Annotated in this window: 20 protein-coding genes and 1 riboswitch; of the genes, 4 read left to right on the forward strand and 16 right to left on the reverse strand. The window is 45.7% G+C overall.

Features of this window, described 5'->3' with window-relative positions; all coding sequences use genetic code 11:
* The first annotated feature begins 1,225 nt into the window (after positions 1–1,225).
* Positions 1,226–1,606: an SMU1112c/YaeR family gloxylase I-like metalloprotein gene (gene gloA2, locus G400_RS0110800; protein WP_017261540.1), complete on the forward strand. Its 381-nt coding sequence runs from the start codon at positions 1,226–1,228 to the stop codon at positions 1,604–1,606.
* On the opposite strand, the gene G400_RS0110805 is transcribed toward gloA2, so the two are convergent.
* Positions 1,563–2,042, reverse strand: coding sequence for a GNAT family N-acetyltransferase (locus G400_RS0110805; RefSeq protein WP_017261539.1), 480 nt, complete (start codon positions 2,040–2,042; stop codon positions 1,563–1,565). The two genes, gloA2 and G400_RS0110805, sit on opposite strands and share 44 nt — an antisense overlap.
* A gap of 74 nt (positions 2,043–2,116) precedes the next feature.
* Between G400_RS0110805 and G400_RS0110810 the strand changes: the two genes are divergently transcribed.
* The gene (locus G400_RS0110810) at positions 2,117–2,524 is read left to right on the forward strand and encodes a MarR family winged helix-turn-helix transcriptional regulator (protein ID WP_017261538.1); all 408 of its coding nucleotides are present in this window, start codon (positions 2,117–2,119) and stop codon (positions 2,522–2,524) included.
* Positions 2,525–2,651: 127 nt separating this feature from the next.
* Here G400_RS0110810 and G400_RS0110815 read toward each other — a convergent pair whose 3' ends face one another.
* Complete coding sequence (locus G400_RS0110815; RefSeq protein WP_017261537.1) at positions 2,652–3,335, reverse strand: hypothetical protein; 684 nt, start codon at positions 3,333–3,335, stop codon at positions 2,652–2,654.
* 148 nt (positions 3,336–3,483) lie between these two features.
* On the opposite strand from G400_RS0110815, the gene G400_RS0110820 reads away from it, so the two are divergent.
* Complete coding sequence (locus tag G400_RS0110820; protein WP_017261536.1) at positions 3,484–7,101, forward strand: MucBP domain-containing protein; 3,618 nt, start codon at positions 3,484–3,486, stop codon at positions 7,099–7,101.
* A gap of 147 nt (positions 7,102–7,248) precedes the next feature.
* Here the strand turns inward: G400_RS0110820 and G400_RS0110825 are convergent, their stop codons facing one another.
* The 7 genes from G400_RS0110825 to G400_RS0110855 all read right to left on the reverse strand — a co-directional run bounded on the left by G400_RS0110825 (position 7,249) and on the right by G400_RS0110855 (position 13,109).
* A complete protein-coding gene (locus G400_RS0110825) occupies positions 7,249–7,473 on the reverse strand; it encodes a hypothetical protein (protein ID WP_017261535.1) in 225 nt (74 codons plus the stop codon).
* Positions 7,474–7,499: 26 nt separating this feature from the next.
* Positions 7,500–8,144, reverse strand: a complete 645-nt coding sequence (locus tag G400_RS0110830) for a hypothetical protein (protein WP_017261534.1) — start codon at positions 8,142–8,144, stop codon at positions 7,500–7,502.
* Positions 8,145–8,324: 180 nt separating this feature from the next.
* Positions 8,325–8,498, reverse strand: coding sequence for a hypothetical protein (locus G400_RS16340; RefSeq protein ID WP_017261533.1), 174 nt, complete (start codon positions 8,496–8,498; stop codon positions 8,325–8,327).
* 19 nt (positions 8,499–8,517) lie between these two features.
* Complete coding sequence (locus tag G400_RS0110840) at positions 8,518–9,411, reverse strand: hypothetical protein (RefSeq protein WP_017261532.1); 894 nt, start codon at positions 9,409–9,411, stop codon at positions 8,518–8,520.
* Between the two features lie 14 nt (positions 9,412–9,425).
* The gene (locus G400_RS0110845; protein ID WP_017261531.1) at positions 9,426–9,848 is read right to left on the reverse strand and encodes a helix-turn-helix domain-containing protein; all 423 of its coding nucleotides are present in this window, start codon (positions 9,846–9,848) and stop codon (positions 9,426–9,428) included.
* A gap of 4 nt (positions 9,849–9,852) precedes the next feature.
* Complete coding sequence (locus G400_RS15145; protein ID WP_017261530.1) at positions 9,853–10,788, reverse strand: alpha/beta fold hydrolase; 936 nt, start codon at positions 10,786–10,788, stop codon at positions 9,853–9,855.
* Between the two features lie 509 nt (positions 10,789–11,297).
* On the reverse strand, positions 11,298–13,109 hold the full coding sequence (locus G400_RS0110855; protein WP_017261529.1) for a M3 family oligoendopeptidase: 1,812 nt from the start codon (positions 13,107–13,109) through the stop codon (positions 11,298–11,300).
* 119 nt (positions 13,110–13,228) lie between these two features.
* Between G400_RS0110855 and G400_RS0110860 the strand changes: the two genes are divergently transcribed.
* On the forward strand, positions 13,229–14,209 hold the full coding sequence (locus G400_RS0110860; RefSeq protein ID WP_017261528.1) for an alpha/beta hydrolase: 981 nt from the start codon (positions 13,229–13,231) through the stop codon (positions 14,207–14,209).
* A 137-nt stretch (positions 14,210–14,346) separates the two neighbouring features.
* Here the strand turns inward: G400_RS0110860 and G400_RS0110865 are convergent, their stop codons facing one another.
* The 7 genes from G400_RS0110865 to G400_RS0110895 all read right to left on the reverse strand — a co-directional run bounded on the left by G400_RS0110865 (position 14,347) and on the right by G400_RS0110895 (position 20,186).
* Complete coding sequence (locus tag G400_RS0110865) at positions 14,347–14,550, reverse strand: hypothetical protein (RefSeq protein WP_017261527.1); 204 nt, start codon at positions 14,548–14,550, stop codon at positions 14,347–14,349.
* A 53-nt stretch (positions 14,551–14,603) separates the two neighbouring features.
* Positions 14,604–15,260 (reverse strand): energy-coupling factor transporter transmembrane component T family protein, encoded by a 657-nt coding sequence (locus tag G400_RS0110870; protein WP_017261526.1) that lies wholly within the window; start codon positions 15,258–15,260, stop codon positions 14,604–14,606.
* Entirely contained in the window at positions 15,257–16,678 is a 1,422-nt protein-coding gene (locus tag G400_RS0110875; protein WP_017261525.1) for an ATP-binding cassette domain-containing protein, read from the reverse strand. The genes G400_RS0110870 and G400_RS0110875 overlap by 4 nt, the downstream gene beginning before the upstream one ends.
* Positions 16,679–16,716: 38 nt before the next feature.
* A complete protein-coding gene (locus tag G400_RS0110880) occupies positions 16,717–17,301 on the reverse strand; it encodes an ECF transporter S component (protein ID WP_017261524.1) in 585 nt (194 codons plus the stop codon).
* Positions 17,302–17,435: 134 nt separating this feature from the next.
* A riboswitch (TPP riboswitch) is annotated at positions 17,436–17,525 on the reverse strand.
* A 120-nt stretch (positions 17,526–17,645) separates the two neighbouring features.
* Positions 17,646–18,254, reverse strand: coding sequence for an ECF transporter S component (locus G400_RS0110885; protein ID WP_017261523.1), 609 nt, complete (start codon positions 18,252–18,254; stop codon positions 17,646–17,648).
* A 50-nt stretch (positions 18,255–18,304) separates the two neighbouring features.
* Positions 18,305–18,622 carry a DUF4870 domain-containing protein gene (locus G400_RS0110890; protein ID WP_017261522.1) on the reverse strand — a complete coding sequence of 106 codons (318 nt, stop codon included), beginning with the start codon at positions 18,620–18,622 and terminating at the stop codon, positions 18,305–18,307.
* A gap of 592 nt (positions 18,623–19,214) precedes the next feature.
* Positions 19,215–20,186 (reverse strand): nucleoside hydrolase, encoded by a 972-nt coding sequence (locus tag G400_RS0110895; protein WP_017261521.1) that lies wholly within the window; start codon positions 20,184–20,186, stop codon positions 19,215–19,217.
* Positions 20,187–20,319 lie beyond the last annotated feature (133 nt).

Below are 20,319 nucleotides of genomic sequence, written 5' to 3' on the forward strand. Positions count from 1 at the left end.
GAACATGGCAAACTCCAGCACTAGGTGCAGTGCATCCTTTACGGACACGAGGTAACTCCTTTCCATCAGATTCTGCGGCAATACGGTAAAAAATTCTTACCCCATTAGCACCATCTTCTTTCAGACGTATAAATACGCCAGAGTCACCACCGTCTTCACTTCTCGGTAACAAAAATTATAGCAAATCAGGCACGACGGTTCCCTCGATTTAGATGAGGTTTCCATGCCGCTTTCATGAGAAAGTCAGTAAGATGATAGCATCTATAAATGTTGTTATATCAGTCGATTGAACGATTTGTTTTTACATGAATCATCCAATTGTACTGACTCTTTTTAGGATGAACATGTTATAATGACAACGTAAAAAGGATGCCACTGGAGATGACATCCTACCGATCCGCAAAAGCGGTGGTGTGTTGCGTTAACGAGCACTCGTCAACTTCCCAAAGTATACGACGACTGCTCGTTTTTTACGTTAACAGCAGGCCATAATGACTGCTGGTATCAACACACCTACTCACTTTTTAGATGAGTGGAGTCGACCGGCAACAGAGTTCCGTGTCGACACACCTCAATGGGCGCGGTCTTAGCCCATCAAGGTGTGTGGGACGAGCTTCGAGACGTATTTTGGCTCGAAGTCGAGTTGAAGACTGCGATTTTCAGCAGGCTGAAACGGTCCTCACGGAACGGCGTTGCCGGTCGGCGTAACGGACATGCTGCTAGCTCAATGAGCCAGCCTCAATCCACACAGATATTAAATATGCACTTTCAGCCATAAAATTCTGACTTCTGCGCATCCCACATTTGCATTCATCTCAATAAGATGTTAGTGTATTTACATGCGATGAGTCGAGATCAGCCAGACGGCAGTAATGTCGTTCCTCTGCGGAGGCTAGTGGCTATCGAAGCCGGGGGCACGTTTTTCCTTCGTATAAGGAGTGCTTGATCGTTCGTGTTGTGGAACACGGCGGCCCACCCACCGACTACTAATTGGGTGCCGGTACTCAGTTCTTCGTGATTGAAGAACCCCTCAAGTCTGGGAGGTATACCAGACACGCCAAACTAACTTCTATCATTTATGATAGAAGCTTTTTTTTGCCCATTTTTTGAGTGCTTGAGTTAAGCATTCAAAAAGGGAGAAGTTGGCGAGTATGCTACACTAATAGGTAAGGAGTGCGGCCTGAGCACTAAGTAATCGCTAAGCCGCACACAGAGGAGGGCACACATGGAATTAAGCACATTGCATCACATCGCAATCGTCGTTTCAAACTACACGAAGGCCAAGGATTTTTACATCACGAAGCTTGGTTTTCAGATGGTCAGTGAATATGACCGTCCAATTAAACATGATACCGTGATCATGCTTTGTGCCGGCAACGTTCAATTGGAACTCTTTGTGCGCCCAAATAGTCCGGCACGGTTAACGTATCCAGAGGCGCTGGGATTACGCCACATCGCTTTTATGGTGAAAGATGTGTCGCAAACGGTGATTGAGTTAGCTGAACTGGGTGTAAAGTCTGAACCGATTCGTCATGACGAGTTCACTGGGAAGGCAATGACGTTTATTCACGACCCTGATGGGCAGCCAATTGAGTTGCATGAGTAGTTGCCAATGGTTCGTGAACCATCTTGATGTGTGGTGTGTGGTTGAATAAGAACACATCGCCCACAGCGTGAAAATCAAATTTTGTATATAAACCCTGAACCTGTTCTTGGGCTTCAATTTCGACGGGGAGATTGCTGAAGTGATCATTCAATACTTGCATGATCTGTTCGAGTAGCAACCGTCCGTAACCTTGTCCACGAACTTCGGGAATCGACAGCACGCGGCCAAACGTCACGTGCTTTTCTTCTGTGAAAATTCGTGCGTATGCAACAAGACGACCATTTTCGTAATCCATTAAATGTAGTGCTGCTTTGTCATGCTCATCGACTTCTTGATAAATTCGGTTTTGATCGACCACAAAGGTCTGGATTCGTGCATAGAAGATGTCGTATAATTCATTTGGAGTGAGTTCTGGAAACCGTTTTAATTGCCACATAGTGTTACTTCTTTCGTTATTAATGGCATTTAGTATAGTTTTATTTTATTGCAAATGCAACAAGGGGTTTAAAAATGATTGATGAATTAAGACAAATCGGTACCTTTTCACGGCGTGCTACGGCGAGTGCCAATCACGAATTCGCATCTCAAGGACTGAACAATAATCGTTTTCAATATCTACTACGGATTTGTGAACGGCCTGGGCTCTTTTTTGATGCTTTGGCAGCCGATATGGCAGTAGATCGCACAACGAGCTTTCGGGCGGTTCAAAAATTGATCGCGGAAGGTTACGTCGAGAAACGGCCGGACGCGGTTAACAAAAAAGTTCGGCGGTTATTTCCAACAGAGAAGGCCACAGCACTATATCCAACCATTCATCAATTTGAAGCAGGGGTAGCTGACCGGACAATTGGGTCGTTAACCCCCGGGGAGCAGCAACTATTAGCGGAGCTACTAACTAAAATTAATGCACAACTTTAAATTTCTAGAACCAAATATAGACTAAACGAACGGCGTTACGATTTTGCATTCCTGATATGCAAAATCGTAACGCCGTTTTATCTATCATTGAATTAGTTTACATAAATCAAACTCTACTATAAGGAAGCTACCAGTCACCAGTAATATGATGTTCTCGCATTAGCTGACTCATAATGTTTAAAGCAACCTGGTTGCCGGCAAAGTGTGCAAATGACCAACCCTGAATGAGATACTGACGGGCTTCTTTATCGTCCCATCCCTTTGTGTAGGCTATGTTTTCACCCAGGGTAAAATTCAGGGTTTCCATAAACAAGACGGTTTGATGGTCTCGAGCCAGTGCTAAGGCTTGGTGACCGTAACTATTACTTTTATCAAACTGACGTTGTTTTGACCAAAAGTTCGTCAGGTTATCCAACATAAATAATGTCCAGTAAAGGTATTTCTCTGTATCTATTCCGTCGAGTAAAGATGCCACTTGATCAAAATAATAAGCAGCCTGCTTTGGCTGTTCTTTAGAAAGATAGGCAGTACCGAGCTGACATACAGCTAGCAATGCATAAATGCTCTGCTTTTTATCTGTGATCTCATCCAAGATTCGATTAAAGTCAAAAATACTAGTGTCAAAGTCATGTGTTAACCACATTGTGGCGTTGATTTTCAAAAAACTATAGTGAAATTTGTCTTCATTAGTAAAGAACGACTCACGGTCGATCTTATTGAGCAGGTCTGCCGTACCTTGATAATCAAATACTTCTGTTAGCTGATCGGCCTGCGTTAATAGCTGTTCTGGTGTCTGCTCGTCTTCAATCATAATGTCGTCCATGGACAGATGTAATCGGTGAACGAGCTTTGTCATAATTTCACTGTTAGGAGCGACACTGTCATTTTCAAGTTTACTAATTGTTGCTTGAGTTGTAATTCTCTTTGCCAGCCCAGCTTATGAAGCCGGTTACGCGGCCGTGCAAAAAGACTTACATCCAATTGTTAAAGCTGGTGAGAGTCCGGTAGGCGATCCTACTAGCGATACGTATCGTTATGAAAATACGAGCACTGTAACCGACAAGCTAACGCCAGTCTTAACAACGACGAATCCGGATGGTTCAACCGTTTGGACAGTTCATTACAGTAATGCCGATGCAACCAATGCGGTCATTACCATTAAACGAAATGCCAATCCCCAAGCCCCTGATTTGGGACAGATTACCAGCGTTCAGATCGAAATCGATGATGCCCGGACCGGTAATCAAGTCGCTAATGACGGCGGATCAATGGCTGCCATTGGTCAGGATAGTAGTGGTCAAGTTGATTACGCGACTAAACTGTCAGGCGCCACAGCTTTAGGTAATGGTGTTTTAGTCACCTATCCAAGTATGCAGATCAATAATAATGCCAAGGATGCATCAAAGTTTACGAAGTTAGTCGTCATTGACAACGGCGACGGTTCCTTTAACTATCAGTTTATCCGCGATGCACAAAGTGTGATTACGACTGCTGTCACAGGGGACCAAACAACGAAAGATGGCACCAGTGCCGGTGATGTGTATCAAGCCGGTTGGGATTACCGTAAATCTTATGTCAGTGAGATCACACTCGTTCAACGAGTCGCAAAGACTGACTACAACGGTGTGAAAGACACGACAGACAATACGACGAATCGGGTTGTACCTGACCAGACCTATGCGGGCTTCTTTGGTAATGGGATCGTTGGTGGCAATCAGAGTTTCCTGCAAGTGAAGCCGAATGCGGTGTACGGCAAGGACTACAACACTGTTTCACAGACAATTACGTTGCTAGGTAAGTCCACTGCAGAGATTCAGATTGATGCCGCGGGTAAGTTGACGTACACCGTCACGGATATCAATGGTAAGCAAACCGCATCTAACTATACTGGTGTTATGACCGCTGGCGATACGGTGACTATTGATAACCAAGAAACCCCAAATGACCAGTTGAAACCGGGATATAAGAATTCCATAGTAGTGATTACTTATGCTAAGGATGGTTCCGTGAACGTCAGTGAGACTGGGCTTCAGACGGTCATGCAGAATAGTATTGAAGTCGATAACGATGGCAGTGCCACAACTGACACGACGCCAACCAGTGATTCAACGTCAACGGCACATGCAACGAATTTGAATATGTTGGTTGAAACTAACAATACGAAGACGATGACGGCTACCGCGGAAGTCGGCAAGGGGAATACGACAGTCGAACCAGACTATATTTCTGAGACATTAGTAGCCTTGAGTGATTTGAATCATAAAGGGGTTGTCTTTAGTCCTGATACTAAGACTGGTAAAGATGGTGTCAGCAGCGTTTACAACGCTACTCAAAAGACAAATGCAGATGGTTTAAACTTCCAAGGGACAACACCGAATCCATTGAAAGCAGACAATAAGACACCGGATGATACGCAAGCGCCAGATGCTTATTTAGGGACACCTTTGAATACCACGACAACGGTACAATACGTTGCCAGCAACGTTGAAAATGACAAGACCGGTGTAACAGCAGTCGCAGGTTACGATAAAAGCGGCAATGCGCAGGTGGTGATTGACTTGAGTAAAGCTCAGTCCACTTCCGTCAGTGATCAGACAAAGGTTGATCCGGCAACAAATGTGGGTTCAGCTATCTTTGATTGGGACGGTTGGTACGCTGCCAACGCTAAGACATTGAATGATAATGGTTGGACGTACGACACCAAGACCCAGCAATTGACGTATGACCCAACCGACCCGGCAAAACAACATGACCTGCAACAACAGTTGTATGGGAATGGATTTGATCCCAACTGGACGAGTGATGAGCTGGGAAAGGTCACCAGCTTGAAAGATCAGTATGGGGACCTCATGCATCTGACCATCAACAAACAATTGGCCAATCGGCAAACCGTGAAACAAACAGTTAACTTGGCGGATGTCTTGGGCATCAAGACTCAGTCGTTTACAATCACAACTGCTGACATTAAAACGCAGGTCCAGGAAGGCAACAATCAAGGCATTACGGTTGATCAGTTAAAGACGTTTGCCAATGGGAGTGACCGTACCTTTACCAGTACGCAAGTTGACTTGCCTGATGGTTTTGATTCGATCACGGTTAAGGCTGACGGATCGATTGTGGTGAAGTTGAAGACGGATGCGAAGGCGGGCACCGTAAATAGGGCCTTGCCACTGTCCTTTATTACGGATGATCCGCAGACTGATGGAGATGTCTTAAACAACGAGGATGATAAAAAGGCGGCTTCTAGTCTAACTTTGGATCTCAACTTCAAGTCTGGAATCGCAATTAAGTATTATCTTGAAGGCACGACAACGGTTGTACCAGGATCAAGCACGTTGAAACAGTCTGCCACGGGTTCCGTGGGCGATAAGTATTCTGAGACCGCGCCAACGATCAGCGGTTATACGTTGACCAGTGCCAAGACGGTTTCGGGCACCTATGGGAGCACACCAACAGATGTGATCTTCTACTACAAGGCAGATACAAGCACGGTAACGGTTAACTACTACGTGAAAGGGACCACGACTAAGATTACCGACAGTAAAACCCTCAACGGAAATGTTGGCGACAGTTATACCAGTCAGGCCGCAACCGTAACTGGTTATACCTTAGTGGCAACCCCAACTAATGCCAGTGGTACTTATGCGACAGGTGGTTCAACCGTGGATTACTATTACACCGTGGATTACAAGACCGTACCTGTTACGCCAGCCGGTACGCCAATTACGGGCGTCACACCGCCGACAGGCACGGGGACGCCGGGTGAACCGGTATCGCCACATGGTGGGCTACCGACTATTCCTGGTTACACCGTTACGAAGACACCAAATGTGCCGGATAAACCGGGTAATGTGAACGTCGTGTATACACCGCAGACTGAAACGGTCGTGGTGAACTACTACTTGCAAGGGACGACGACACCGATTACGAGTTCGGTGACGTTAAGTGGTCCGTTTGGAAGCAACTATCAAGCTGCACCTGCTAATGTGGCGGGGTATACGCTGGTTGCGACACCAAATAATGCCAGTGGGACTTACGGTGTGACGAATGGTGCGGTCAATTACTACTACGTTGAGGACGCGACTGTAGTGCCAGTTGATCAGCATGGACACACGCTTCCGAATGTACCAGTGAAGCAAGTCACAGGTGTGCCGGGACAGCAGGTACCAGTCAGCGAATTGCCACAAGTGCCTGGTTATACGCCAGTAGTGACCGTGGTGACGATACCCGGGAAGCCAGCACAAGTTGAGGTGACCTATGTACCAGTTGCTGTACCGACTGAAAAGCCGAAGCCAGCAGAACCGCAACAACCAAGTGCACCACAGTCAGTGGCAACACCGATTAAAGTAGCGATGCCGGAGACGATAACGCCGCAAAAGACTGCACCAACTGTTGTTCACGCAGTAACTAAAGTGACTCAGCTAGTTCAAAAGTCTCAATCGGCTTCTGAAACTGACAAACCAGTGACATTACCACACACTGGTGAGCGAGACTCAATGTTGATGGCGATTGCGGGAATTAGTTTGATGGTAAGCGGCTTTATCTTTATTGGCGTCCGAAAGTACCGTCAAAATTAGTTAAAAAGTTAGAAATCATGATCGAAAAAGACGATGTCAGAAATTGAAGGTGAGTAACTTCAATTTCTGACATCGTCTTTGATTTTCTGGAAGTATTCGACTGTTTTTAAAACATCGGTCGGTTTAATGAGTTTGATTTAAGAATGACTATTTAGAGGATCGATTAAGTGCATGAATTAACGCGTCAATGCGTCCATTGCGATTTGAGAAAATGTCAGCTGTTTCGAATTGTCGCCAATTTTCCTCTTGATAATATTTAAGTGTGCCGTCTAATCCACGTTTTATGAGCTGTTCTTTAAACTCTTTTGGCGCAGTTGGAGATTCAAGGATTCTCTTAATATCGAGTTGTTTTTGTTCTTCTTGATGAGTCATAATCGTGACCTCCACGTTCACCATTCCTAATCAGCTAGTATATGCCTAAATTCTTTTAGTCCTTCGCTGTAAGCAATGAGCACCTTTTCAATGTCTGGTAGCTGGTAAAATGTTGTTAACGTTACAGTACATTCGGTTCGTACATAATCCTTATTAATCATATTCGCTTTAAAGTAAAATGCAAAGTGATTCATCTTGAGAAGCGTTAGATTCATATTTGAATTAATACTTGCAAATTCCCGTATCGCCTGTTTGGAGTCGCTAACTCTCGCATCATCATACTGCAATTCTTTGAGAATTCTTTTGTATCGTGAAATTGTAAATAGGAGACTATCCCTTAGCTTTTGATTGTAGTATTTCGAGGCTTCCAATGTATACACGTTTTCTTTATCTTTAAGCATTAGTTGGGAATTTTTGAGTGAGTCTTGGTACGAACTTTTTGTGATGTTGAGTTGGGTGAGAGCAATCATGATACCGACGATGGTAACTAATGAAACTAATGGACGCAAAAGGATATTCAGCAGATCAAAAGTGTGTCCTACGTTAAAATGTTTAAAAACCAATTCATCAACGAGTATACCCCCGGTTAAAGAAATGATTGTTTCTAATATGTCTTTAGTTGTCATTCTTCTTATTCTGTTAAATAGTTTAGTATGTTTTTGTTTTTTCACAGGCAATTCTCCGTTTTAAACATGTCATTACTTCCAACATACGCAAACGAACTAAGCTTTATTTTTCAATAGAGGATTTTTTCGATTTTATAGTAGTGAAATACAATAAACAGACACTCGACAACAAAAATAATCAGCAGAACTCATATCAATTTTGAATGAGTTCTGCTGATTATTTAGCTACTTATTTTCGTTTTGTTTGTCATGCCAATAGTTGTACAGATTATACAGACCAATCAGCAATAACACGAACCCAAACGCACCACTGGCTAATTGCTTATCCCAGATGCCAAAGGCTAACAGGAAGATACCACCAGCCAAAAAGGACAATGCGTCACGTAATGTTTTACTCATAAATACCTCGTTTAATGGCTTATTTGACGATGTATACCCGATCGTGAATGAGGTCGAATCGGCTAAAATTGCGATTCAAAGGTTCACTTTCCGTCAGATCAGCGTTTTGCCAAAATGTCTTAGAGTCGGTGGCACCATTTTGTTCGCCAATGACAATGAATTCAGGTTGTTTTTTCAGCTGACGAATTTTCTGAAGGACTTGCCAGTCGATATCTTGTCCATCTGGCGACCAAGACATGACAATGGCACCGACTTGATCACCGTACTTTTCGATGGCACTGAGCGCATCGAGTTGTTCAATCTCGGTCACGGGGTGCTTACCGGTTTCGTTTTCTTTGGTCCAGTCCTTGGAGTCGGTAGTGAAAATCTGTTGTGAAGGTTGCTTGTCTCGCAGTCCCTTTGAAATATAGCCGTTACCGGCCATGAGTTCGAGCGTTGGGCGACCGTTCAGATGTTGACTCAGGTCGTTAACAAACGGCGCGGAGATGTAAGCCCACATGCCATACGTATCTTCGAGGTAGTCGCGGAAGTTCCGAAGGGCAGCGTCCAAACGTGGCAGGGCGTTGGAAAATGCATTCCACACCTTGTCGCCACGTTTGTCACCAATCGGATATTGCTTCAGGACATGCTGATAAACGGTGTCCTGGAAATTGTCTGGCAACAATAGTTCTGGAAGCGGCTGCGGTAACAGTCCGCGCGACAACAACCGGTCAGCTTCCAACACCTGATTAATCAGAAAGACAGCTTCACCCAAACCGTTAAATTGGTCCCGAAATTGGTTCATTTCGACAATATAATCGTTGTGCGCACCAGCGTCGGGTCGTAAGCCATTTGCATCCGTTGAAGGAGCTGCTTTACGTTTGGGTTGCTGTTGAACCTGGCGCTTAAGTTTGCGAAGTTGTTTTGGATTCATACGCGGTTGCCTTTCTATTCTTTTTCGTCGTCATAACCAAGATCAAGTTCTTCTTGGTGATCAATTGGGACATCTGGACGGCGTGTTTGCCGACCGTGAAGATAGCCTTCAATCAATTGGTACACTTCATAACGGTCTTGGCTGCTAAGTGTTTCACCGTTAAACGTCAGCCGTTTCCCGGAGAGAAATAAGCGGCCTAAATCATATTCATCCAGTTCCGTTTTTCCAGTCAGGTAATCCAGCGAGACGTCAAAGAATTCGGAAAGTTTGCGCACTTCAATGTAGGAAGGGGTCCGAATGCCACGCTCCCAATTACCAATTTGTGAAGCAGTGTTCGGCTTTTCGTTTGGTGAGAGGTTCTGACTCAGTGCGTCCGCCAACTGGTCCAGTGTGATGTGACGACCACGGCGGATAGCACGTAAACGTTCAGGGAACATATTCTCACTTCCTTTCTACAGAGATTGTATGATCTTCGATCCACTTTAATAGTACCGCATAGACCCGCTCATGGTCGCGTTCGTTGAGAATTTCGTGACGCATGTGCGGCCATAATTTGAGTGTCACGTCGGTAAAACCAGCTCGTTTTAGCGAACGGACATGTCGGCGTGGTCCCAAACTGAAGCCACCAACGGGATCTTCTTTACCACTGGTGAATAGAATTGGTAGTTGTTTGGGGATGCCCTGATGCCATTGCCGTTTGGTTGACAAAGTTGTCATTCGAAACAGCACGGAGAAGCCGTTATTGGTGAAGGTGAAACCGGACAATGGATCATTGTTGTAACGATGAACGTTGACAGGATTTTCCGACAGCCACTGAAAGGGTGAATTCTCAGGAAACCGTTTGGCATAAGCACCGAAGGCCAGTCTGTCCAACGTGTGATTAGGTTGGCGGGGCGCAAAGTTGTTGAGAACGGCCACTATGGGCCTGATGACGGCTAGAATCGGATGGGAAACGGCCGAGCCAATCACAACGGCTGCGTCTACCCAACTTCCATACTGAGTTAAGAATAATTGGACCATCATGGCACCCATGGAATGACCGATGATGACATGCGGGAGACCAGGATAGTCGTGGCGCAGCCGTTTAGTCAGGGTAAACTCATCATTAATGAGATGTTCAATCGGCTGTTGTTTGCCAAAATATCCGAGTGGTGAATGGCCGACCGAATGACCATGACCCAGATGGTTATCGCCAGCCACGACCCAACCGTGAGCATTGAGAAATTCCGCAAACGGTTGGTAGCGGTCGATGTGCTCTGCCATACCGTGCACGATCTGAATGGTGCCGACGGGCTGCCGATCATCTGGCGTCCAGATGCGGGCTTCCAGTTCGTGCCGGCGGTCTGTGGATGGAAACGAAAACGCAGTGACTGACATGATAACCTCCTTGAGTCATGTGGATTTTGAATTGAAATTCCGCTTACGGTTGTCAACAATGACACGCTCGCCGTGGGACCGGTTCAAGCCCGCAAGTTCACGGTCTTTCACCTCGCCGTCAAGCCTCGTGAGAATCCGAGTCTTGGCGACCGTCCGTAACCTAAATTCGGACAAACCACCGAATTAACGTTACCTTCACGGCTCGGAGTCACTGTTGACGCCTTCCAGCTAAGATTGCAACTACAACCTTGATTTGATTAAATCGAATTCGCAATGGTTGTTAATGGTCTGTCGACGATCTGGTTAACTGTTATTTAAGTGGAGATGGGCGGAGACAGAGTTCCGTGTAAACAGTACTAAATGGCGAAATTTTGGCCATTTAGTACTGTGGGACGAGTTCTGAGACGGCTTGTGGCTCAGAATCGAGGTCGAAAACCCAGCGGGGTTGAGACCGGTCCACATGGAACGGCGTCTCAGCACATCGTAACGGCATATAAAACTGTTTGAATTTAGTGAACCAAATCATCGGAGAGTTTGAGGAACTCGTCAATGTCTTTCTTAACCAGATCCGCTCCCGACTGCCAGAAGTCCGGCTTGGTAAGATCAACACCGAGGTGCTTCTTAGCGAGGTCTTCCGTCGACATGTTGGCCGTGTCACGTAAGAGGGCGATGTACTGGTCCTCAAAGTTTCCACCGCTTGCCTGAGCCTTCGCGTAAATACCAAGACTGAAGAGGTAACCGAACGTGTAAGGGAAGTTGTAGAATGGGACTTCATCGATGTAGAAATGCAACTTGCTGGCCCAGAAGTGTGGGTGGTAAGTGCCAAGATGGTTGGAGAAGGCCCACTTTTGAGCGGCTAACATCAAAGCATCCATCCGTTCAGGGGTCACTTGTCCGTTTAACCGTTCCTTATAGAAGTTTGTTTCAAACAGGTAGCGGGCGCGGATGTTCATGAACATAGCGACAGGATTATTCATTTTGGTGTCTAACAGGTTGATCTTTTCACCAACACTGGTGGCAGATTTAACGTTAGCGTCGGCCACAACCAGTTCAGCGAACGTTGAAGCCGTTTCGGCAACGTTCATTGCGTAACTGCGGCGCATTTCTGGCAGGTCTTTGACGACACTGTAATGGAAAGCGTGGCCAATTTCGTGGGCGACCGATGAAGCATCGTCGGGTGTGCCGGTGTAGGTTAAGAAAATGCGTGATTCTTGGCGTTCAGGGATTTCTTCCATGTAACCACCAGGTTGCTTGCCAGGGCGGTCTTCGACTTCAATCCATTGGTTGTCAAACGCGGTTTGGGCAAGGTCCGCCATCTTAGGACTGAACTTACGGAAGTTAGCGACGATGAAGTCAGCCGCATGATCGTAGTCAATCGCTTTGCTTTCATAACCGTCGACCATGATTGGTGCGGTTTGATCCTGCCAGTCATATGTTTGTTTGCCTAATAGGGCTGCCTTACGATCCATGTAGGGGATGAACATGCCCTTGTTAGCTTCAACAACATTCCACATTGCCCTCAATGTTTGGCGGCTCATGCGGTTCAATTCCAATGGGTGTTTCAAGAAATCATCGGTACCGTGCAGCTTGTAGTTTTGCAAACGGAAGCCAGCTAAATGGTTCAAGGTGTCGCCGACAACGGCTTCTTGGCTGCCCCACGCCTTTTCATAAGCAGACATGATGTTCTTACGTGTGTTGTTGTCCGGCGCACCAGTCAGCTGATTTAGCGCTTGGCCTGCTGAAAGGGTCTGCGTTTTACCATTGTCATCGGTGTACGGTACGCTGATTTGTGAGGCGATGGTGTCGTAATGTGTGCTCCAACCAGTAAAACCATCGATTGCCAGTTTATTAATAATACTTTCGGATTTTTCGTCCAGTTGTTCAGCTGCTAACTTGCGGTCCTCGGTGAGGTTAAAGGCAATCTCCTTGAAGTCTGGCAGAGCAATCAGTGTCTTAAAGTCATCGTCATTAATCTCGGCCAATTTTTTACCAAACGAAATTTCCAGATCCTTAAACGTACTGAATGCTTCGCTGACTTGTGCCAATTTGGGACCAATCGCGGTATTGTTGAAATCCGCGGACTGGTGGGCGGTCCAGAACACGTTGAGTTCCATTAAACCGTTGATATCTGTCTCCCGGTGCTTCAAATAATCGGACAGACCGTGGTATGCTGGTACATCCTTTGCAAGGTCAAGGGCGGCCAATTCAGTTGCCAGCGTGCCAAGATCTTGGTTTAATTCCTTTAAACGTGCGTTTGCCTGCGGTGAATCGTAGCCACCAGGGAAAATGTTTTCCAAATTCCAGTTCTGTTTGTACTTCATGAAATCCCTCCGTTTACCAACAATGTTACCGCTATTATACCAGTCCTGGTGCACAAACGCCCGTTGTGTCAGGTGGGGAATCGTGTTAAAGTTAGACAATTAGAGCAGGGGGTTAACTAATGACTAAACATCAGATGCGTCATAGCGGTCAGCCAGTTAAAAAACATCACCGAGCGTTGTGGATCACACTAATCGTAGTCGTTTTATTGCTTGTTGGTGGGTTACTTGGCGCTGGCTCATACTTCTTTCAAGTCGCCGAAGTGCGCAGTCACAAGGCCTTTATCAATAATGCGCCCATGAAAAAGACGGAACCACTGTATCAAAAAGATCAGTGGTTCCGTCAACAGAAGAAACAGCGGTGGACCATCACTGGTCAACCAGGCAACCTTAAATTAGTCGCTAACTACTTACCGGCGGCTCAGAAGACCAACAAAACGGTAGTTATTGCCCACGGATTCGGTGGCAACAAAGAAAAGATGTCCGCCTATGGTACGATGTTTCACGACCTCGGCTTCAATGTCTTAATTCCTGATGATCGGGCCGCTGGACAATCACAGGGTAAATACATTGGCTACGGTTGGCTGGATCGAAAAGATTATTTGAAGTGGATTAATTTAGTTATTGAAAAGAACGGACAAGACAGCCAGATACTGATGGACGGTGTTTCTATGGGCGGTGCGACAACCATGATGGTCAGTGGCGAACACGACGTGCCTAAGCAGGTAAAGGCCTATATCGAAGACTGTGGTTACACTTCCGTGAAGGATGAAATTAACTATCAGGCGAAGTCGATGTACGGCATCCCGTCATGGCCGCTGGTGCCTATCGTGAGTGCAATCAGTCAGGTGCGCGCCGGATATAATTACTCGGAAGCCAGTTCAGTGAACGCCGTCAAACGCAATCAGCGACCGATGCTATTCATTCATGGTAGCAAAGATACATTTGTGCCAACGAGAATGGTCTACCAAAACTACAAGGCTGCCGCCGGTCCAAAGGAATTGTGGGTCGTTAAGGGTGCTAAACACGCAGCGTCGTTTAAACATGATCCGGCGGTTTATCAACAGCATGTAGAAGCATTTTTGAATCAATATTTTAAGTGAAGATGAATTGTTTTAGCTATTATTGAAATTCAAAGTAATATTTGAATTTTCGACGAATTGTCTATTTGGATAAAAAAGTAGGGACAACATCTTTTGAGGTTGTCCCTACTTTTTTTATCCAACGTTAAAGGCAGATATTAGCATTCAACATGAGTAAATTCTCCAGATGCAAGACTATTTTTGAGTGCACTTTCGTCCATGATGGCTAGCAATGTTTTTCCATTGCGTTGAGCAGGAGTGCCATCATCGTTCATCTTGATGAAAGTTTTGGAAGGTGAACCAAGTGATTTTTGAAGTGCAGTAACCTGATTATTTTTGTTTGCGGCTATCTTTAAATACATAATGTTTTCCTTTCTAATGCAAAGAAGTGAAAGGTTATTCTTAATTTCGTTATTTACTGTAATCCGGAAAGTAAAAGAAGTTGTAAGCCAACTAAACTGACTACAGATAATAAGTAGTTCCACCACGGAATCCTAATAACCGTCCGGTGAGTCCGTGGCGCATTCTCGGTGAAACCGTGTGAAGTCATCGCTTCAGCGAGATTTTCCGACCAGTTAAGGGCGGCGACAATCGCTTTAAACAGCAATTGTGGTGACCAAAAATGCAGGTTGATACCGCGCATTTGAGCGCTAGCCCGAATGATCTTAACCTCGCTACGAATTTTAGGCACGAAGTTAAAGGCACCTAACATTCCGTACACAAACGTACTGGGAATATGGGCATTTTGTTCGAGAGAAGCCAGGGTTTTCTCGGTTGTTGTTGAGAACGTAAACAAGCCGCCGAGAAATGCGTAGGCATAAATCCGCGTAGCCATAACCCACGCAAAGTGCACGCTTTGTGCAGTCGAAAAGTAGCGGATAGAAAACCAGATACCGACGGCGGGGATAAGCGGCACGAGCAGTAATCGCACGTACGATAAGATCGGTGCACGATGCCATAACATGATTAAAACGGAGATGGCGATAATAATAACGTTTGCCCAGATCACAGACGTAAACGAGATTTCAACACCTACGAATAGGACTAAAATCAATAAAATTGTTGGATTCATAGGCTGGCCTCATAACTCAATTGATGATGACTTAGATGCAAGTGGTAATCCGCATATTGACTGACGTCGGTCAGTTGGTGCGTAATCATTAATACGGTATGATGCTCTTCTAAAACGGCATGACGCAGTAACTTAAGCACCGTGTGAGCTGAAACGAGGTCGAGTCCGGTCAACGGCTCATCTAGCAACAATGTCGGCACATCCATAATCAGCATTAACAGCACTTGCAGTTTCTTTTTTTGACCTTCACTTAGCGAGTACACGACTTGATCATCGCGACCAGCCAAATCTAGTGAAGCCAATGTCGCGTCAATACGACTTTGTGTCCAAGCTGTGGTTTGCTGATATTTAAGGCTGAGCGCAATTTCTTCCGCTACAGTAATGGTTAGAAACTGACTTGCGGCTTGTTGAAAGACGAGGGCAACGTATTGTGCGTATTTTCGAGCGCGCAATTTGCTGATTTCCTGTCCTTGCCATTGGAGAGAACCGGTGTAAGTTTGCAATTTTACCAGTGCATCAAACAGTGTTGACTTGCCCGTGCCGTTTGCGCCAGTGAGCACAACGAATTTGCCTTGGGGGATGTTCAGGCTGGCATCGTTAATGAGTGGTGCTTGGTGGCCCACTGTGAAGCCATCTAGTGTGAACTCAGGCGATAGTTCAGCGGCTGGTAGGGCAATGGGCGCAGGCTGATGTTGGCGTTGTTCAAAAGCGGCGAATCTTGTCTGTGCCTCACCGGAGTCAGCTTGATGGACTTGGTGACGTTCACCGTCAAAAATATACAGTTGATCAATGAGTGGTTCATAATCGGATAAATCGTGATCTGCGACAATGATTGTTTTGTGGTATTTTTTCACTAATGTGGTCAGTTGCGTTAACAGAAATAAACGGGCATCTGGGTCAATGTTAGCAAACGGCTCATCTAGTAAGATGACCTCAGCGTTCAGCGCAACAATCACAGCTAGGGAGACCTTTTGTTGCTCTCCACCGGATAATGAGGTGAACTTTCGGTCAGCGAAATCCGTGACGCCAGCAAAATCCAGTGCGTCATTAACCTGAGCGTCCATTTTATCAGCGGGAACTTGCAAATTCTCGAGTGTAAAAATTAACTCATTGCGTGGCGTTTCCATCGCAAATTGTTGACTGGGATTTTGAAACATCATCGCTACGAGTTGAGCACGTTTGGAAGCTGGCAAATCTACTACCGGCTGATCATTAACCGTGATAGTTCCGGTCGCTTCGCCCATAAATGCGGGATATAATCCGGCAATCAGTTTGAGCAGCGTGGATTTCCCAGTGCCAGACGGCCCCGTCAACAGGTTAAAGGTACCGCCATCAAACGCTAAGTTTTGGTGCTCGATGACAGGCGGTAATGTGGGTTCATAGTGAAATGTAACATCGTTCAAATTAATCTTTGACATGCAGACAAGCTCTTTTTCTTAAGAATTAGCGGTGCTTATTAAGCGTGACGACGGTCCAATAAATGTGACCGGTCAAGCAACTTTGTGACTGCAGAAACCAGCAGGGCGCCGAAGACCCACATGGAAATGAAGCGGGTGATGAACAAGGCGACAATCATCCACGGGTGATAAGCGGCGTAACCGGAACGGACCAAGTCCCAAGCAAACGTCACGATCGCGGTCGTCAGGACAGATAGCGATAAACTCGCCATGTCATAACGGCGGTACAGGGTGAACGTAAATCCAAGTTCCGACCCGAAACCTTGAACAAAACCAGAAATCAGTGTACTTGGGCCCCATTGACCCCCGATAATGGCTTCAACGGCTGAGGCGAGAAGCTCGCCAATCGTTGCTGCACCAACCTTTTGCAACATGAATGCTGCCAGCGGACCGGCCATCGTCCACAGGCCCAACAGAATGTCGTTTGCAAACGGCGCCATACCAAGTGGCGTTAGGGCTAGTGTCAGTCCGTTGTACAGAAAGCCTGTGACAAAGAAAATAATCCCCATAAAAATGGATGTAATGGTGATCAAAATGACATCGCGTAAATGCCACCGGTTAGAATGTGCTGCTTTTTGTTGCATTGTCTTTCCCTCCGTGTTGAGGATGCTGCTTGCCCGCAAAATAACCCGATGATTGCAAAAAAAGACCTCTCACAATCGTCGAGCCTGATGTGAGAGGTCGTATTTCCGTATTGTAAATAACCCGTTTTTACACGGATTCCGGTTACGTATCTCCCTTCGCCGGTATTAACCGGATCAGGTTCAATGGGTTTTATCTCAGCCAAATGGCACCCCAGATATAATGTTATTACGCAATTATCTTAGCTGAAACCGGTTCATATTTCAAATGAAACCTTAGTGAGAAGTCGGCGACCGACGTTTAAAAATACGCTTAAGTTTAGTCAGCAAACAAACGTAGCGCTTAATTAGCGTGACCGGCGAACGGCTAAAATGGCTCCACCGATGATTGGCACAATAATGATGCCGGCAATCATTTCCGCAATTCCATTGACGCCAACCAGTGATAATAAAATCCACGTGAAGGTGCCACTGTGCGGAATGCCAGGAAAGTAGATGTGGAACATTACGATGGTAATCCATGAGAAAATAACAACTAACGCCGTGTTGGTAAATGAAGCCATGAAGCCTGACAAAGTTAATGCCCAACCACGATGTTGTCGTTTGACCGCCAATTCTTGAAAAATGTACCCAACGACGATTCCAATCATTACTCGTGGCAAAATCGCGGTGACAGGATTACGAAATAGGAAGGCACCAAGGTTGTAGACTGTCGTCCAAGCCTGAATGAGTGACGCTAGGCCCCAGACGCCACCGATAAGGCCGCCCCACCATGGGCCCATGACAATTGCGGCAATCGCGACGGTAAATTGAATGATTGAAATTTGAATGCCCAGTGCAGTGAGTCCCAAGGGAATGTAACCTAAAAAGGGTACCAAAACCTGAACAATGATAATCGCAATAAACAACGCAGCCAACACAAGGTTGCGGGTATTTGTGCTTGAACTTGATTTCATATGGTTAGCCTCTCGGATAAAAGTTTAGTCCTCAATCGTGGATGAACAGTCTAGTCGAGCAGGACACGAATGCCCATGACGATGTTATAAAACCACAATACTAATGACGCAAGACCAAATGCTCCGATAAAAAGGAGTGTTAACCAACCCATCCCAGCGTTTGGTCCGATGGTTAGTCCGTAAACAGCCACGAAGAAGAAAATTCCGAAAGCCATCAATGTTGGCAATAACTGTGTCCAGAAGGCACGTGCGGCATGTGTTGTTACATCGCGTTGTCCAGCGGCTGCAATCCAAACGACTAGTGGAAATAAAACGGGTAGAAATAGAATGCTTAGGTAACTGAGGGCACTTAAAATTTTATGTGTCATGATACCTCTCCTGTATTGATAAAATTAATACTTTTATTTTACGCTATCCCGTTTGATCACGCCAAAAGTTTTGTTCAGAATCGGCCGTCTACGAGATAGTGTGAACGGTTGTCGATATTGATACGCTCCGCCGTGGGACCGTCCGCAACCTAAATTCGGGCACACTCCCGAATTAACGTTACTTTCACGGCTCGGTATCAATATTAACGCCTATGTCTAACGTGATCGAAGTTTCCGCATGAACGGCATTTAATTCCAAGCGATATTTTAACTGCAGTAGTTCACTGGTGTGTTAGCGATTCATTAGTGGAGTGAAGCTGATTGAAAACAGAGTTCCGTGTCGACAACACTTAGCGGCATGAACTTGGGCCGCTTAGTGTTGTGGGACGACTTCTGAGACGAACTGTGGCTCAGAATCGAAGGTGAAAACTGCTGGTTTTGCAGGTTGAACCTGGTCCCATGGAACGGCGATTCCAATCGGCGTAACGGCAGTGATCTCTTGAAACTTTTATGTTGATAAAAAACGACTCCGCCAATTGAGGGGGGAGTCGTTTTGGATATTTAATATCGCACAAGACGATGTTAGTTAATTTTAGTGTTTGGCGAACAAGTTGGTTAACAAGTCCATGAAGTGGGCGAGGTAACGGTCCTTGTCGACATCCACAGCAACCTTCATGTTGGTTGTTGGGTCGTTCAAACGTGCAGTGTCACCGATTGTACGGCCAACATCGGCAGGGTTAGCTGGGTCATCATGGGTAACTTTCATGTTCAAATCGATCAACTTAGCATAGCTAGGATCGATGGCAACACCAACGGCCAATGGGTCATGAATGGCACAACCGTTTTTGTCGATGTCCAAGTTGTAGTAGGCGTCGATGTAGTAGTCGGTGATGTCGGCATACTTTTCACCGGCAACCGTGCCTAAGTCACGCCATTGTTGTGTTTCTTTCTTTGTTAACAATGTCCGCAGGGTAACATCCAAGCCAACCATTGTGGACTTCAATGGTGAACGGAAGACACGGTCAGCAGCGGCTGGATCTTGGTTAATGTTGGCTTCTGTGAAGGCTGTAACATTACCAGGAACCGTCAAAGCACCACCCATAAAGGTCATGTTACCAATTAACTTAGCGATTTCAGGGTCTTTAGTGATGGCTGCATCCAAGTTGGTTTGTGGGCCAGTTGGAACCAAAATTAAGTTGTCACCGTATTTATGAGCAGCATCGATGATGAAATCAACCGCGCCTTCAGATTCAACGGCACGTTTGGCCTTTGGCACCTTAACTTCACCGATTCCGTTGACACCGTGAATCTTTTGACTGATTTCCATCACGTCAAAGTGATCCGTGGTGCTTGAGTGTGATTCACCCAAGAAGACAGGCACATCAGTGGCACCCAATAATTCCAATAGGTCCAGTGAATTTTCAGCTGATTTATCAACCAGTACGTTTCCGTATGATGAAACGATCCCAATCAGATCAACTTCTGGTGAAGCAACCGCATAAGCAATAGCCAGGGCATCGTCAACACCAGTGTCCAAATCAAGAATCATTTTCTTTGTAGCCATCTTGTAACCCCCGAAAAATAAGATTTAACACTGTGAAAGTGTCTATTTACACTCTCAATAATAGACGAATGAAAGCCCTTACTCAAGTCCTACCGTTCATTTCTCATTTTCTTATTAAGTTAGTCCAGGCCAA

Source organism: Furfurilactobacillus rossiae DSM 15814, from assembly GCF_000428925.1.
Classification (GTDB): domain Bacteria; phylum Bacillota; class Bacilli; order Lactobacillales; family Lactobacillaceae; genus Furfurilactobacillus; species Furfurilactobacillus rossiae.

Excerpts from the sequence above, each read along its gene's own strand:
- G400_RS0110880 (WP_017261524.1), bottom strand. The coding sequence starts at position 17,301 with ATGCAACAAAAAGCAGCACATTCTAACCGGTGGCATTTACGCGATGTC.
- G400_RS0110895 (WP_017261521.1), bottom strand. The coding sequence starts at position 20,186 with ATGGCTACAAAGAAAATGATTCTTGATTTGGACACTGGTGTTGACGAT.
- G400_RS0110855 (WP_017261529.1), bottom strand. The coding sequence starts at position 13,109 with ATGAAGTACAAACAGAACTGGAATTTGGAAAACATTTTCCCTGGTGGC.
- G400_RS15145 (WP_017261530.1), bottom strand. The coding sequence starts at position 10,788 with ATGTCAGTCACTGCGTTTTCGTTTCCATCCACAGACCGCCGGCACGAA.
- G400_RS0110825 (WP_017261535.1), bottom strand. The coding sequence starts at position 7,473 with ATGACTCATCAAGAAGAACAAAAACAACTCGATATTAAGAGAATCCTT.
- G400_RS0110875 (WP_017261525.1), bottom strand. The coding sequence starts at position 16,678 with ATGTCAAAGATTAATTTGAACGATGTTACATTTCACTATGAACCCACA.
- G400_RS0110815 (WP_017261537.1), bottom strand. The coding sequence starts at position 3,335 with ATGATTGAAGACGAGCAGACACCAGAACAGCTATTAACGCAGGCCGAT.
- G400_RS0110840 (WP_017261532.1), bottom strand. The coding sequence starts at position 9,411 with ATGAATCCAAAACAACTTCGCAAACTTAAGCGCCAGGTTCAACAGCAA.
- G400_RS0110885 (WP_017261523.1), bottom strand. The coding sequence starts at position 18,254 with ATGAAATCAAGTTCAAGCACAAATACCCGCAACCTTGTGTTGGCTGCG.
- G400_RS0110805 (WP_017261539.1), bottom strand. The coding sequence starts at position 2,042 with ATGTGGCAATTAAAACGGTTTCCAGAACTCACTCCAAATGAATTATAC.
- G400_RS0110870 (WP_017261526.1), bottom strand. The coding sequence starts at position 15,260 with ATGAATCCAACAATTTTATTGATTTTAGTCCTATTCGTAGGTGTTGAA.
- G400_RS0110865 (WP_017261527.1), bottom strand. The coding sequence starts at position 14,550 with ATGTATTTAAAGATAGCCGCAAACAAAAATAATCAGGTTACTGCACTT.
- G400_RS0110890 (WP_017261522.1), bottom strand. The coding sequence starts at position 18,622 with ATGACACATAAAATTTTAAGTGCCCTCAGTTACCTAAGCATTCTATTT.
- G400_RS0110860 (WP_017261528.1), top strand. The coding sequence starts at position 13,229 with ATGACTAAACATCAGATGCGTCATAGCGGTCAGCCAGTTAAAAAACAT.
- G400_RS16340 (WP_017261533.1), bottom strand. The coding sequence starts at position 8,498 with ATGAGTAAAACATTACGTGACGCATTGTCCTTTTTGGCTGGTGGTATC.
- gloA2 (WP_017261540.1), top strand. The coding sequence starts at position 1,226 with ATGGAATTAAGCACATTGCATCACATCGCAATCGTCGTTTCAAACTAC.
- G400_RS0110845 (WP_017261531.1), bottom strand. The coding sequence starts at position 9,848 with ATGTTCCCTGAACGTTTACGTGCTATCCGCCGTGGTCGTCACATCACA.
- G400_RS0110810 (WP_017261538.1), top strand. The coding sequence starts at position 2,117 with ATGATTGATGAATTAAGACAAATCGGTACCTTTTCACGGCGTGCTACG.